Source organism: Paenibacillus sp. TCA20 (assembly GCF_000732325.1).
Taxonomy (GTDB): domain Bacteria; phylum Bacillota; class Bacilli; order Paenibacillales; family Paenibacillaceae; genus Paenibacillus; species Paenibacillus urinalis.
The window spans coordinates 100,240-116,446 of sequence record NZ_BBIW01000010.1; the positions used below are offsets into that span (position 1 = coordinate 100,240).

Below are 16,207 nucleotides of genomic sequence, written 5' to 3' on the forward strand. Positions count from 1 at the left end.
GAAATTTAATGGCTATTAACGCAGGCACTAGCATGGAGAACTACACACGCTCGTTTAGCTCCTTCGCTGGTTCAGATAATCGTCGCAACATTCAATGGACGACTCATTGGTGAACTCCAGGCGATTACTTACTCCGTTACTCGTGAGGTCGCACCGATCTACACGATGGGGTCGCCAGATGCCCGCTCGTTCTCCCGTGGTAAGCGCGGAATCAGCGGATCGTTGGTATTTACTCAGTTCGACCGTGATGCTCTGCTTAGCGAAATGGAAAAAACGTATTCCGGCGCACCGGCAATGCAAACCTTCCAGCAATACAAAGCAAACATGGATGATGACTTGATCTTCGGTCTGAAAAACACAGAACGCGGTTATGGCATTAGTGCATGGGATGATGAAATGACTCGTCTTGGTTATGCGAAGACAGGAGCCAACACATTCGATGATTCTAACCTGACTGGCTTCTATGTTCCAGAATACGCTGACCAATTGATGCCATTCAATATCACAATCACTGGTGCCAATGAGTACGGACAGCGCATGGGTATGGAAATCTACGGTATTCAGGTCTTGAATGAAGGTTCTGGATTCTCTGTAGATGATGTTATTACTGCTAAGGCGTATACGTTCGTGGCCCGCAAGCTGAAAGGTGTTCGTCCGAAAGACAACCTTCGCAATGAAGGCTCTGACGGTATGATTTCCACTGTAGGCGATTTGTTCAGAACGGTACTCTAATGGACAAAGGGCAGCTCCAAAAGGGCTGCCCTTTTTTACATACTTATAGGAAAGAGGTGCCACCATGAAAAGAGCGAACAACGGCTATATGCATACGTTCACCAGTTACTCCGGTTCAGATATTGTAGCCACTATTAATATGCCCGGAAAAGGGCCGCAAGTATTCGGTGAACTATCCACTATTTCATATTCTATATTCAGAGAGAAGTTTCCGGTTCGAGCACTAGGAAGAAGCAGTATGAAAGGATTCACTAGGGGGATGCGCACGATCACTGGCGTGATGAGTTTTACGATGTTCGATGAAAGCATTGTTCTTCAAGCAATGGAAGAAGTGAAAAAGCTAGGATACAACATGCTTATGGATGAGATGCCTATGTTCGATATCACCATTTCAATGGCAAATGAGTTTGGAGCAAAAAGTGCACTGACGATTTATGGTGTTACAACTTATACAGAAGGCATGTCTTTAAGTATTAACAGCTTGCTAACCGAATCCGTCTATGAGTTTTATGCTCTCGATATTGATCCAATGAGAAGGGTGATTAAATAATGGCCATTTATAGTTCAAGGAGAAAACCATCCCCTCAAGGGAATATTTATAAACGCCCCGACAATCGAGTAGAGTATCAGATCTTTAATGAAGATTATTTTTCAGGAGCAGACGTCAACTTATTCTTCGGAGATATTTGGGTGGACGAAGCGACATCTATTCAGTTTGCGCTGAGTGAGCAGGTGCTACCTGTTTACGGATATCATTCCTATACGATGGATACGGTTGCCCGCGGACAGAGAATGGTTCAAGGACAGTTCAGCATCAACTTCAAAGGCGTAGGATATCTGAAAGAAGTGCTGAAGAATGCAACAGCAATTAATTATGCGGTCAGTCAGGCACAACAGGAAGGTGTTATTAAGAAAGAGGATTTCAAGAAGTATAAGCTGGATGAGATTCTAACGATGTATGGCAAGGAGAGCTTTGAACAGATCGCTGAGGAGTATGAAGCGGCTTTATGGGGCACATCTGAGGATGAGTCTATGTTGACTAATCCCTATACGACGTTTTTCCCTGCTGATCCATACGGCTTTGATATCAAGATTAACTATGGTGCAGTCAGTGAGTCCCTAAATCCAGGGACACAGTTCTTTACAACTGCAGGAAGTTTTAGGACTCCTGCAAATGTGACAGTTGAGACAGTGAACGGAGTGCAGCTTAATGGCTTGTCCAAAGTCGGCATCGGCACTGCCTTTGAAGGGCAGCCCATCACAGAAGTTTACAATTTCATCGCCAGAGATATAAATGGTCCTTTATATGTAAGGTAAAAGCAAGTATAATAAAAATGTAATGCGTTACAATATGATTCAAGAGAGGGATTGCAGATGGAAGAGCCAACGCTTTTTGATATGGATGAGGATACAAAGGAAAAAGAAAATCTCCCTGTAGATCAAGATACAGGTGTAAAAGCTGAAGAAGAAACGAAAGAAGCAGTGCAGCAAGGATATACAGAAGAAGAGTTGAATAGTCCGGTTTTTGAAGGAGGACCAACTCGGAGAACCGTTGAAGAATGGAAGAAAAAGCATAAGACAATTTACTTTACTCCTTTCCCAGATGGGGTATATATCTGGCGAATTTTAACTCGTCCAGAGTATCGAAATATTATTGAAGATAAAGCTCTGAACACCATGGATCGTGAAGATCATATGACTAGCACTTGTCTTCTGTATCCTAAAATGACGCTCGAAGAAGTTAGGTCGGATTCCGCAGGAAGACCAAGTGTATTGTCCGAAATGATTATGTCAAAAAGTGCATTCGTCGCCCAGTCGGCGCCAATCCAATTGTAAGCAGGGCCATTCGCTCTGCTTCATTTTTTATCAGGTGATAAATATGTATACACAAAAAGAGATTGATCTATGGAAAGAACAGTACGGGGATATATTTGCATGCACCATTAATGAGAAAAAATTCGTGTATCGAATGCTTGGACGGAATGAGTACAACTTTGTCATGGCAATGGGAGATGTATCCCCTAGCGAAGCTGAGGAAATCTTTTGTGAGATTGCAACGATCTATCCTGAAGGCTTTAACTTCCGTACAACAGATGGATATGCGACTTCCCTTTGCTCATATATCTTAGACAGTTCGATGCTAGGCAATACAGATCAAGCAGAACAGCTGCTAAACTATCATCGGGAAGATATGACGGATTACAGCTTTCAAGTTGATTGTGTGATTCAAGAGGCGTTTCCTAAATATACGTTAGAAGAAATAGCCAGCTGGCCGGTGCCGAAAACGATGTATTACTTGGCTCGAGCTGAATGGATACTGCAAAATCTACGAGGAGTGCCTTTACAAGTCTATTCTCAAGAAGAATTAATGACTATACAACAGGAACAAGCAGCTCCTGCTCCAATGCCTATGGCTATGTCTCCACAACAAAGAGCGGAGGCATCCCCTTTAGCGAATCCAGAGAAACCGCCAGAGCCTAGACAAAAAGGCGATGTGAGCCGAAAGGAACTGACACAGCAAGAGCTAGAAGCTATGATGTCTCAAGTCTCAAGCCAGAAAGTTGACCTTAGTAAAAATATGGCCAATCAATCTTTTCCGGAACTAGCTTTATTTAAAGCTCAGGACGACCTTAGAGGTGAGTTCGATGTTTAAAGTATGGGAAATAGTGAATCAAGTTTACTACGATCCCAGAGTGAATAAGAAATATGGGGACGGGCAGTGGATGATTCAGACCTGCTGGGGGCTCTATCTTGAAAGATGGTATGAGAAATACGTATATGAAATGAGGTGATAGCTTGGAACGAGAACAATACGATGAGAATAAGTTCGCTCCCTATTTAGATAATGATAGCCGTCCGATGACGCGCTTTTTGCAATCAAATGAAGAGGATGATGAAATATCTTTCTTCGCAAAGGCAGGTATCGCAGTAGGGGGCGTTATTGCAGCAAGAGCTTTGATGCATCGTACCGGAGCTACCCGACAAATCACACGCTTTTTTGATACCCAAGTTAAAGGTTCCTATCAGGCAGCCAGAGAAATCATGCAAGAGCAGCGCCCTTCAAGAACTATGACAAGGGATTTGCCCGGATCAATCCGGAGATTCAATGAACGAAGAAGTGAATTGGTGAAGCGTCAGACTGAGCAGATGAGAGAGTTTAGTCGGCGCGGCGGTGCAGAAGAATACGATATGCAGCGTTACATCCGTCAGAGGGAGCAGATGATTACGGAGCAAGTACCGTTCCATATCCAAGAAGGATTACGGTACCGGGACGTTCTTAAAGAAGTGGAAGCCCGCATGCCTAAGCATGCTAAGTCCATTCAAAGTGCAATGGAAAGTGGAGACCCTGGATTTCTGAGATCACTCCCGTCAGAGCAGGTGGCATCCCACCTACGCAAACACGGTGTTACTGATCGGGATGCGATTGATCAATTTGCTCGTATCCAAGATGCCTATCGGAATAAGAATTATCGAGCTGATTCAGAGGAAGCCCGCGCATGGATCGAAGGCATTCAGACCAAGATGCGTAAGTTTACTGCCGAGCAAATGGATAGCCTAACCCGAAAAGAAGCTCGATACAAAGGGGTACTGAATGGTCATAGGCAAGCTACTGTAGAAGACATTCTAGCCATGAATAAGAAAGGGGTCATGCAGGTAGACCCTAAGCTTGTTGCTCATATGGAAGAGATCATGCAGTACAACAAAAAGTTTGGCCAATCTGTATTTGACGAGAATGTATACATTAGAGAGAGAAACGGAAAGATCATCGATTGGACCGATTACAAAACATATGATGATATGCGCAGAGGTGTTAAAGAATGGGCTGCCAAAACATTGCCGGGCGGGCTCATGCACATGCGGGATAGCATCAATATACAAGAGGCTCGTGAGATTGCCAGCTTCCGTATCTTTAATCGAGATGTAGTTCAGCCAGGGCTTAACGCTCAGCGTGGCTTAGACGTCAAGGAGAGAGCCCATGAACCACTAATCTATGTCAACGGTAAGTTTGTTCGTCTCTTTGACGAAAATGCAGTCAACACAGATGCAGGTATGGAAGTACTGAATAAGCAGCGCGATATGTTTCTTACCTCATCAAGATTCGGAACGATCGGAAAAGTAACACGGCAAGTGTCCGGCATGATGACCGAAGAGGGTGGTCAGAGGAACTTCTTTGCGGGCATCTTTGATTTAGGAAGACAGGATAAAGATGCTGCCATTCATGGAGCGCTAGGAAGAGTAAATAAATTCTTTAATCCAGACTGGGAACGCAATGTCATTAATAAAGCCCTGCAAGGCGGCATCGATCAAGAGAGCTCTTATGCTGTTAGGGCTTATTTTGAGAAGTACAGCAAAGGGCTGTCCGCCCGATCCCTTAACAATATGATTGATGATATGCCAGCCAGCTTGAGAGAGTTTGTTCAGGCGAATGACATTACCTTCAGTACGCAAGATGACTTCATGAAAGTATTCCGTTTCATGGGCGAAGGCGATGGAAAGCGAATGGCAAGTGGCGAGTTAAAATCACTCTGGCAAAAGTATGAGCGTGATCCGGATGCTTTCCTACATTCTAAAAGACCTGTAGGAGACTCTTCTTGGCTTGGAGAATACACAAATATTCAAACAGGGTTCGATCGTATTCATCAGCAGCTTAGTATCGATCTGATTAATCAGCTTATTCACCGGAAGCAAATGAACACGATGAGCCCTTTTGATTTCAGACAGTATACGGACGATCTCTTTGATGCAGGTAAACTGACAAAACAAGAGTGGCAGGATACACAGTTCCTATTCAGTCATGCACAATACAAGAAATCAGAGATTGGAATCAACTCGAATCCTTCAGGGGCAATTCAGGATATTAATAATCTGATGACTGGCAAGACACCAGAAGCTTTGAAATTCCAGGATAATGTGAAAGCTAATCTCCATGTAACAAATCCTCTATTCCAAAAGTTCTCTGGAACAAGACCGATCAACCGCATAAACGATGAATATATTGCGGTGAATAAGGCATTTGAATCAACGACTGCCTCTGGAAGATTTCTTGAGTTCTTCACGGACTTCGGGGATAAAGCAAAGCAGATGGGACTTCGGACTGGTCGAAGAAACATGGAGGACTTCACAAACCTGTCGATCTTCGGGGCCAATTATCCGATTTACCGTTTGCAGGACGCACTAGGTGATCTCGGGCTTGGATTCTCAGATGATTCTATGACAAGTCCACTGAAGATGATGTCCTCTCTAATGCTTAAGAGATTCCTGCCGATCTATCTTGGCACACAATACGCTCAGTATTTAGATTGGGAAGTGGAGCAGTCCACAGGACAGAGTGTATCTGACCGGTGGGAAAACTATAAAGCTAGAACGAACCTCATTGAAGCTTGGGCTGATGATCAGAGCGGAAAGACAGAGGAAGAGAAAAGAGCAAGGATGCTCACGCCTGGGATTGATCACTTTGCCGCTATGCCTAGCATTTATCTTCCGGGCATTGGCCCTGTAGGTCCAGGCTATATTGCTGCAGCTGCTCTTGGATATGGCGGAACTCCAATTGATGAAAGGGAAGCATACTCTGCTGAAGAGTATGAAGAATACCTGCAGTATGGCGAAGATGAAGTACGCAAGAGTAGATGGTGGTTGTTTGGCTCCAAGTCGGCTTATAGAGGCGATCGTGTTACTGAACACCGTCCTAATAGCTACCGACTAGCTTTGTCGGACGCAGAAGATAGTGATACAAACCTGACTAATGAAGAACAATGGTCTGAGACAAATATATTGCCGACTTTCCGAAATCCTTTAGGGGGATTGGCTTACGCCTTTGGGTTGAAGGATCCGTACTATTGGGAAAGAAAACATTTCTATGATCGACCTTACCTGATTACCGGATCACTATTCAACCCGAATACACCTTTCTTCGGAGATATCGGAAATGCTACGATTGGTCAGCTTATTAAGCCGACAGAGAAGATGCATCCCGAATACTGGGGCGACCCTATCTTAATGCAGGAACAGACAGCGGAGTTCGGTAATCGTCCTAACTCGCCAATCGTGACACGGTTTTCTCCAGGCGGTCGAACGGAGAATATCGTGTATGCAGACTCTGAGGACTATGGAGCTAACCAATATACAAGGGACACTGATACTTCTGCACCGCGCTATATCCAAATTCATCAGAAGGATGCAGAGGGAAATCAAACAGGAGCTTATGTTGCTCAAGAGATCAATACAGGACAAGCCATCTACGTGCCAGCAAATGTGGCCAATAAAGATTACACCATTGAAGAGCTATTCAATATTGCTGAGAAGACGGACGATGAAACCCTGATTAAGACGAAGCCTCGTGCAATGTTTGATGATGGATTCGCCTACAAACAAGAGCTTGAGAATCGTAAACTAGAAGACCTTCAAGATCCAACACAAGCTGGATGGCTTATGCAGGAAGCGTGGGAAAACTGGTCAGAGCCTCTAGGGGTATACAAATGGATTCTTCAGGATGAGCTCTTCGGATATAATCCTTATGAAGGTAAGACAGTTATTGAAAAAGCCGATGCAGCTTACAATCTATCAAATGCTTTCCAATCGCTGAATGCAGGTTCCCTCGGTGGTCAACTCTCTGAGATTGGGCGGCGGTTCATACGGCGCGATGATGGACAACTGGATAAATTTAATCCGATCCGCAACACGATGCCAGATTGGCTACCTGGCTCAGATTATTTCATTGATTTTCAAAGCGGTGATCCCTATCAGAAAATAGAGAATGGAGAATACCGACTGCCGGGAGAGACCTATGAAAAGCTTAATCAGCTTCATCCAGATGAGACAGGTGCTTATGGTGCTTTCGATAAATTCAAGATACTAGCTGACGTAGCGCCATGGAGTGACGAATATAAATTCTGGCGTGATTATGTCGTAGAAACGAATACAGATACTGAACTTAGAAAACAAGCGGCTGATATCAAGCGGCAGGTGTCTCAGAGGAAGCAGAAGTATGAATTTACTCCTTATCGGTTTGAAGGCGCTGAGCTTGAATATCAACAGGCTACGGTACGCAAATTCTTGGATGACTACAGTTTTGTGACAGAAGAATTTGGCGATCAAGTTTTCAGGCTGGCTGGTGTCGATTTAAGAGGGAAGGCGGAAGGCGTTCTTCGGTCGTATGTTAATGTTGGCGATCAAGTCACAATCGGTCTTAATGGTGATGAAAGTAAACAGATTTCGAATGATACGTATAAGACAGCACGCGTTGTTGTTTATAACAAGGACATCGGAAATATCAACCGAGATATCCTTGCTCGCGGGTTAATGAAAGAGAATCTTGCCGATTTCTCTGCTGCAGGTGTATTCTCAAGATTCTCAGACTCTGAGATTAGCAAAGGCGCAAAGTGGGAGCGGATTGCTCACTATGAGTCACCACTAAATACGAAGTTCCTGCAAGTGCGTACAGCACTTGAGGAATACGAGAGAGATCAGGTGTACGGTAAGGATTGGGCAACATGGGAAAACTTCTTGATTGATGATTATCTCATCCCTGGTTTCCAGTCCATCATTCGTCATGATTTGGATGAATCGATGATGCGTGGGGCCGTTGCCGGTGCACTTGTAGGTGGGTTCCTAAATATCTTCGGAGCTGGTAAAAAGAATATTCTGCGCAGTGGTATTGTCGGTGCTTTAGGAGCCGGGATCGGCAACCTGTATAGACAGCATTACGAGAAAGAGACAGGCGAAGCGTGGATTCCTGAGCGAAGAAGGATAGAGAATGACATCAACGAATACTTCGATGTTCTGAAATACATGAAGTTTCGCGGTCTATATGAGCAAGCGAAGATTGATGCTGCTGAAGCTGGCTATGATGTCGATACCATCCTTGGGGATGAAGAAGCCCGGCAGGAAATAAATAGGCAGCGGAAGCGCGAGCTGGAAGACCAGAAGATCAGACTGTTCATTGATCAACCTGAAGGATGGGAAGATCAGCGCAAGGCCATCAATAAAGAGATCGAGCTAATGGGTCAAGGATTCAATGAAATACAGCTGCCGCAAGAAGTGCTTATGGCCATGCATTACAAAGACATGTATGAACGCACGGTTTACGGCGCTGATCCATATAGCGACCGAATGAAGCTGGCTAGCGCACTCCCGTACAAGGATAAATGGTTCTTCGATGATTTTGTTGAAGCTCCTGAAAGGGATCGTCAACGTATCCTAGAGGTTATTCCGGAGAACCAAAGGCGTATCTATAAAGCATTATGGGGGATCGAAAATGAAGGACCAGCTCCTTTAGAAGAGGTATTCTCCAAGTTCGTCCTGCCAGACCCCGGATGGATCGGATGGAATCCAAAGGTTGACCTTGAAGATATGAAGGTGAAGGCAGTTCAAGAAGCCGGCCTTGATATGAGTGACTTTAACTTCTGGACAGATGATGTTGTCTCATCCAGCTATCTGCCTGATATTTCACCTGAAGGCAATGATGTCTATCTGAATGGACCTCAATTTTCAGGCTATCAAGAAATGCAGAATAACATCCGTGCTGTATTAGAGGGGCAAGGCCTTACCGATGTAGATATTCGTATAGCTCCTAGCGGAGGAAATGAAACCAACGTGAACTTCAGATACGAAGAGGATCGAAGTCATGAGATCAATAACTATTTCAAAGAGAATATGGATTCTCTGATGTAAGGAAGTGAACCAATGTCGGGAATTGAAGAGATATTGATGGCCGAAGGGTTCCAGGCGGTTGCTCCAAACAGCCGCGGCACCTGGGTTCCAGTCACCGCATTTAATCCTGTTACAAGCCCAAACTATGCAAAAAGAGATAGTCGGCAAGGGAAAGTAAATGAACTGTTAGAAAAGATTAATGGATCACAGCTATCGGCAAGATCAATCATTGGTCAGGGGCGGTACAAAGTAATGCCAGAGCTTTACACTGCCAATAATAATCAAGCTCGAAGCGCCATCGATGTATTTCAGGAGTTTGCACAAAGAGCTAAGGACCCAAGCAGTAAACATAATTCCTATATTGCTTTCGATATTGAGACCATGGGTGATCGATCTAAAAACAATGGATCAGGATTTGGAGTAACTGAGATTGCAGCTCAAAGCTTTAGTAGGCAGGCAGACGGGACTTATAAATCCAACTCAAAGAGCGTTTTTAATGCGTTGCTTGCCCTAGATAATAAGTCAGCAACAGAAATGAAAGGTCTGATAAAGAAGATTAAAACAGATCCATACAGTTTCCGAAAAATGACTTCTTCTGAGCAGCGCTCCGTTATCGACTTGATGCGGTATTCTACTTCAAACGAGGGCGGTGTTTCGGGTGCCATCCTGCAGACAAACCGAGGAATAACAAATATCAGTCACAACCAAGTCGTGAATCAGATTCTTCGCACAGACGGAACAATTGATGACTTGAAGTTTATTCAGAATTTTGAATTTTATCTTCGTCATATCAATCAAGGATTTAACGATCTACAGGCTAACGGAGAGAAAGATCATCTAGGAGTTATTAACCGGTATAATAAATTCCTTCACGACAATCGTTACAAGTACTTTTTATCTCACAATGGTACCAATTTTGATATACCTGCATTGGAGCAATGGAGTAAAAAGATAGGAGAGCCCATATTGGGACCGAAGAAGCATATCGACTTCTTGAGAGTCATTCAATCATCCTATCCGAATATGAAGGGGCTGCATACAAGCTTCGGCAGATCATTCGAGTCTAAACCAGCAATGGGAGGTCTAGGCACACTACAAGAACTGCGTAGAACTTTTGGGTTTGATCAGGGCGCCGCCCATAATGCCGCTCATGATATTGGTGAAGAAGGTCTAGGCGGAGTTTTCTCCAAAATGTTTAACGGCGTCAATCAAACAATAGAAAATGCAAAAACACTGCCGGGCATCGACACTTTTGGGTTCAATTATCATCCCACTCAGCTCAGTTGGAGTGATCGGCAGCTTAGAAGAGGGGATCGCCTATTTTCAGTTGGCGGAGCAATGGCTTACGGCAATGGCGAGTTTGATTTTCAAGCAAGATTGGAAGACGGATCCTTTGTGGCAGATGAGCCCGACTTTAATCGTATGGCCGTCAACAGTAAGTCCTTCTATGAAGTGCAGGGATTGCGGAATATCTCAGATTATAATGAAGACGGTACTTTAAAGACAAATCGATTAGCGCTCGACTTATATAATCCAGATACGAAGGCCACCTCATTTATCATTCGTGAGGGTGATGATGCCATTCAGCAAATCGAAAATTTTGTCCAACAAAAATTCTACTACTGGAATGGCCTTACAAAAGGCATGCAACGTGAGATTCGTATCCAGAAGGAAAGGGACTTGGCTAGACGAAGATACGAAAGTTTAACATCTCTTTCGGGTGCCGGTGGAAACTCAACCACTCGAGGATTTGAAGCTGCAAAGCGTATGTATGGTAATGCATCAGTTTACCGCGAGCGCTTAGAAGGCAAGGGCGGACATATCCAAAATGTAATAGATAGCATTGAGGATGATGCCGATGAAGTTCGCCAGCGCTTGATGGATAGCCGGATTACTCACGAAGAGATGATGGATCGCATGGACTTCAATAGTTTGCCGGGAGGTAAATTAAATGAGGCAGAGCAGCGCCTATTCTTCCGAATGGCTCCACGGCTTGTGGATGAGCTTCCTCATTACAGTAAAGCCATTGAAGCGATCGAGGAGCAATTCCCAATCAATCCAGACATGAGTGATAAAGAAGTAAAGCGAACCAGGCAACAGCGGGATATTGCTTGGAGGTTATATAACCAAGAAGTGAATGGAAGAATTGGTGGAGATACTACCGAACGTGCAACACAGCCCTTTGAGCAAAGAGGCATACATTATACGGATCGAAGCACAGCTAGAAAAGAGCAGAGATACCTAAACTTCGAAACGGTTGCAAGTGCTCGTAATGCAATCTATCGCCAGATCGGGAAACCGGAAGATGGTATTGATCTCAGAAAAGAACGTCTTGGAAATCTGATTACTTCACTTCAAGAGAGTAACGTTATCAATAGAAAAGTGGCCAACAAGTTCCACGAATTTAATCGAAGCTTCGCTATTAATGACAGCATTAATATGATGGTCCAAGATCTGATGGATAACCATGATATCATGCAGCAGAATCTCAAAATTAAATCCGTAGGTCGTAGAGCTGAGATGCAGCAAGTAAGCGCAGCTGTTAACCAAGAAATGATTCAGTCTGCTATCAAGAAGACCAATGGAGTTCAGGGTTTTATTCTACAGCAAGGGATTGCAAACCAGCGGGTGAAAATGGACGAGAGTGCAATCAACGTCTTTTCACGGCTTGATGGTGTAGAGCATGCATCTGGACTGAGAAGCAACAACTATTCGGCTATCAATCACATTCTGGAAAGCTACAAAACGGCAGCGGACAAAATGGGGATGCATGGGCTTCAGTACAATCTTTCAGTGAATCAAGAAGGGACTCAGGCACGGATTCAGATCTTTAAGAGCGAAAACAGCGCAAGTGTCATGGAAAAGTTTCTTGCCGGCGAATCGCATAGTAAAGCATCCGAAATCATTGTTCCATTGATCCAGCAGAACGGAACCCATGTTATTGGCAACCAAGTACTCAACGCTCGATCTTTTCTAGTCAATGAAGGAGGAAGCACTAAAACTATCTCTTCTGCAGAAATGATCGCAAGAGGATATACCGATTCTTTTGAAATGCGTAACATTCTAAATGCCATTAGAAATGATGAGTATGAAGAAGCGGACTTGATGAGTAAGAGGGCTTTGCGGGGTGAGATTGAATCCCTGTCTGGAATCAAGCGCAATATCCTATCTCAAAACGATGGTTATTATTGGGCAAATAATGACTCTGACTTCTTAAAGCAATCTCACGTCAGTCTGGCTCCAGCTATGATTCAAGAATGGCATGAACAAGGACGTATTGATCTTGATAGAGATATACGGGAAGACTGGCTGGGAAAAGCCCTACAGCATGGAAGTAATATACGACATGCAACGTTTGATGATCTTTCTCCTAGTAAAGCTTATGAAATGATCAAAGAAGTTGACCAGTGGGCGGAAAGCAAGGGGCTAAATCTTTATGCCGGCAGCGTAAAATCTGAAAATGTTTCAAGAGGGATATGGTCTTTCAAGAACATTCAGGATTATCATCCACTTGGAGCGTACAGCTTTAACGGTCGGGATAATGCTGTCCAGTGGTTTAACAGCTACAACGTTAATGAGAAGACAAGGCAAGGACTTCTTGAAGCTGGCATAAAGCCTTCATACTTCGATAGCCTTGTTACAACAGCGGCCATGGAAGAACGGAACAATGCGAATCCTGCACAGCGAGGCGTTAACATGAAAGTTGCCTATATGTCGCAAGCTCAGCTTGACGATCGAGTGGAACAGCTTCTTGCTGATAGTAGTGTAAGTCAGCGCATTAAAGATCAGCTATCTAATTCCATGGCGAAAGCTAGATTATACGAGCAACAGGCTATCTTTACTAAAGAAATCATGGACGCATACAAAGTGGATAATCACACCTTTATCGACAAGGGTGACTCCTTTACCTGGAATAGTACTTTCTACGAAGATGGCCATTTAAGAACAACGGTGAATCCAGGGGATCTGCTCGGCATAAGAACGGTGTCTGGCGTTGAAGAGAAAGTCTTCTATGACGGAAATAAAACAGGAACAATCTTCACGGATTATGATGAGAATAGAATCGGGATTCATACTGAAGACCAGCCGTTCAAATTCATGATCGAAGGAGAAAAAACAACCGACACTACAGTCTCAAGAGAGCTAATGAGATATCTTACAGGATCAGATGATATCACAGCTATCTATAATCCTGATGTAGAAAAGCATAAAGACTTTGGCGCTATGATGACAGGTCAGGCCAAACTTCTAGCAGACCATATTCAAGGCATGTCTCCAGAACAACAGCAACGTGCAATCAGAGCTGTAGAGGAATCTGGCATTGGACTAAATTGGAATGAGGATCGATTCCTAGTTAATTCGAACAAGGATATTCAGACAGACGCCTTTGATAAGCTCTTTGCTCATTCAGATATTAATTTGAATAACAAGACTAGCACAGGCTTAACGACTGCTATTCAGGAAGTTAGGGCTTCTCAAGTAGAGAATTATTCTCGAATGACTGATAGCACAGGCAGAGTTGTTATTGGGTTTAGAGGTGACGATCCAATCTATGCAGGTGGAGAGAACGCCATAAAAGGTGTTACGTGGGGGCATCGTGAATACGGGGTCCTGGATAACATGGGGGCAGAGGCTACAAAAGAGTACATGTATGGCCGGATGCTTGAGACAAACCAAGCAAACTATCGCGCGCAGGAATCCAGAAATATGATAGCAGCTCTTGGCGCTATTGCGAATCCCGAATCCATTGAAGGTCCTTCTTTAACCATAAATGATTTCAAAAGCCTTCCTACGAGCAAGTATGGAAAGAATGAGCATTCGCTCATGGGAACTATATTTGACCGATCTCATGTGTCTCAAATGCTTGGGGAAGGATTAAATGAGCAGGGGTACTGGTTAGAGCTTCCGAAGGTTGGCGACTTGGAATACACCTACATTGACAAGGTTGTGGGCAGAGGGGCTGGTTCTGAAAAAAGGAAAGCTATTGATAAAATCTTTATTCCATTTACAGCTCAAGAAGGAAAAGGTGGAGATATTCATTTCAGAGAGCTTCAAAAGAATATCGCCAAAATCTATGAGCGAGCTGCAAGGATCGGGAAGAACGATGGGGTTACAAATTACAAGGAGGCTATAGAAGCTCATGGATCCTTGCAAAGATCTATTGATGACTACGTTAAACGACTGACTAAAGACGTGACGTCTTCAAAAGGACAGACGTACAGCAGCGTATTCAAGACCAACATGAATGAGTCCGGTACCGGTATCTTTAAGCTGATTGATCCGAGAACTTCAGATGCGATGGACGGCGAAAGAACATATATCTCTCCAGAAGATGCAAGAAAGATGGGCATCTATGAAAAATTAAGCGATCCAAATAAGCCTTTCTATACAATGAATGTCCGCTATCCTACGTTCCATGATAATGCAATGCAGATCACTCAGCTCATGATGGATGAGAATGTGCGACCAGGAGAGTTTCACGTAACTGCGTTGACAGCATCCCTAATGAAAGCCGATTCTGACGGCGACTACGATAACATAGTGGCGCTGAGCGATGAAAAGATACAGGCTGAGTGGGGCAGGATTTACAATGAACAGCAGAAGCAGCGTACAGAAAGAATGGATAAGCTGATTAATAAGTTTTCTGGTGATGAAGGGGCTCGAAATTTCGACCTTCCGAATTTGAGTAGTGACGGTGAGTTCACGCAGTTTGCAGCGAACGATCGCTCCGAGCTTACAGCGAAATCAGGTAAGATGGTAATCGGTCATGCTTCCAACCTTAACTACGCCATGCGTCAGCAAGCCAAGACCTACCTTGGCCACAATGAGACTGCACGGCAAGCCATTTATGACTTCGGACAAGACTTAGAGCAGAAACTGATCTCATCCAAGCACGGTGCCGAAGAGATTGACAGTGCGATGGACTTCATTAATAGCCTGTACCGCGCTAGAACTGATTCCGACTGGAAAAAGGTTTACGAGTTCGACAGGCAATTCTTCTTAGATGGTGAAAGTCAAACGACAGGACATGAGACTGCAATTCGTGAACTCCAGAAGATCCACGGACAAGATGGAGGCCTTAGCAGTCCTTACAAGAAATTCGGGACAAGCACGGGTGTCAGTGTAGATCGTGTCGGTGTCAGCGGTATTGTCGATGCTATCAATGATGAAAGCGGAAGTTCTAATGCTGGGCTTGGACTTATCCGAAGATTGGCCGGTATCGAGAATCCAGAGTTCGACATGTCGGATTCCGGATTCAGAGTGGAACCTAACGACCCTGGCATATTTGAGAAAGCGACAAAGCGTCCAGGAGGAATAGCTGGCGTATTCTCAGAAACATTCGAAGATATGACTGGCGGTATGCTAGGCATGCGTGCAAACGAAGCGGTAAAGAGTGCGATGGAATCTGTTTTTAATGGCCCTCACGGTGGCAGAAATAAAATGATTCTAGGAGGCTCAGCCCTAGCGCTTGCAGGCCTTATAGGTTACAATACACTTAGTGATAGCGAACCTGTAACGCATTACAATTCGCCAATAGTGGGTGCAGCAGATGAAGCTCCAAACTACGGCGGAGGCGTTCCGGCACCCGCTATGCCAGAGCTTGATTATTCCACTCTTCCTTCGGGCGGAGCAAATATTCAAGTGTCGGCAAAAGGCAACAATCAGAATACCCAAAACTTCTCCCGCATGGTTAACCAAGGGATGCAACAGTCCAATTATCAAGGTGGCAAGGTCAACATGAATGTTAACCATACAGATAATACGAACAGGCTGACTCGAAACTGGTACAGGGATAAAGTGGAGGAATATTCATAGGAGGCTAAGC

Annotated in this window: 8 protein-coding genes; all 8 read left to right on the forward strand. The window is 44.3% G+C overall.

Going from position 1 to position 16,207, the window contains the following annotated elements:
• Nucleotides 1–165 precede the first annotated feature (165 nt).
• The 8 genes from TCA2_RS18520 (at nt 166) to TCA2_RS18550 (ending at nt 16,197) form a co-directional block, all read left to right on the forward strand.
• Entirely contained in the window at nt 166–732 is a 567-nt protein-coding gene (locus TCA2_RS18520) for a hypothetical protein (RefSeq protein ID WP_047913097.1), read from the forward strand.
• A gap of 64 nt (nt 733–796) precedes the next feature.
• A complete protein-coding gene (locus TCA2_RS18525; RefSeq protein WP_047913098.1) occupies nt 797–1,282 on the forward strand; it encodes a hypothetical protein in 486 nt (161 codons plus the stop codon).
• The gene (locus TCA2_RS18530; protein WP_052512186.1) at nt 1,282–2,049 is read left to right on the forward strand and encodes a hypothetical protein; all 768 of its coding nucleotides are present in this window, start codon (nt 1,282–1,284) and stop codon (nt 2,047–2,049) included. The genes TCA2_RS18525 and TCA2_RS18530 overlap by 1 nt, the downstream gene beginning before the upstream one ends.
• 57 nt (nt 2,050–2,106) lie before the next feature.
• Nucleotides 2,107–2,568: a hypothetical protein gene (locus TCA2_RS18535; RefSeq protein ID WP_047913099.1), complete on the forward strand. Its 462-nt coding sequence runs from the start codon at nt 2,107–2,109 to the stop codon at nt 2,566–2,568.
• A 43-nt stretch (nt 2,569–2,611) separates the two neighbouring features.
• Nucleotides 2,612–3,385: a hypothetical protein gene (locus tag TCA2_RS18540; protein ID WP_052512188.1), complete on the forward strand. Its 774-nt coding sequence runs from the start codon at nt 2,612–2,614 to the stop codon at nt 3,383–3,385.
• Nucleotides 3,378–3,524 (forward strand): hypothetical protein, encoded by a 147-nt coding sequence (locus tag TCA2_RS27280; protein WP_193746084.1) that lies wholly within the window; start codon nt 3,378–3,380, stop codon nt 3,522–3,524. The genes TCA2_RS18540 and TCA2_RS27280 overlap by 8 nt, the downstream gene beginning before the upstream one ends.
• Nucleotides 3,525–3,528: 4 nt before the next feature.
• Nucleotides 3,529–9,402, forward strand: coding sequence for a hypothetical protein (locus TCA2_RS18545; protein ID WP_047913100.1), 5,874 nt, complete (start codon nt 3,529–3,531; stop codon nt 9,400–9,402).
• 12 nt (nt 9,403–9,414) lie between these two features.
• Nucleotides 9,415–16,197 carry a hypothetical protein gene (locus TCA2_RS18550; protein WP_047913101.1) on the forward strand — a complete coding sequence of 2,261 codons (6,783 nt, stop codon included), beginning with the start codon at nt 9,415–9,417 and terminating at the stop codon, nt 16,195–16,197.
• Nucleotides 16,198–16,207: the final 10 nt, after the last annotated feature.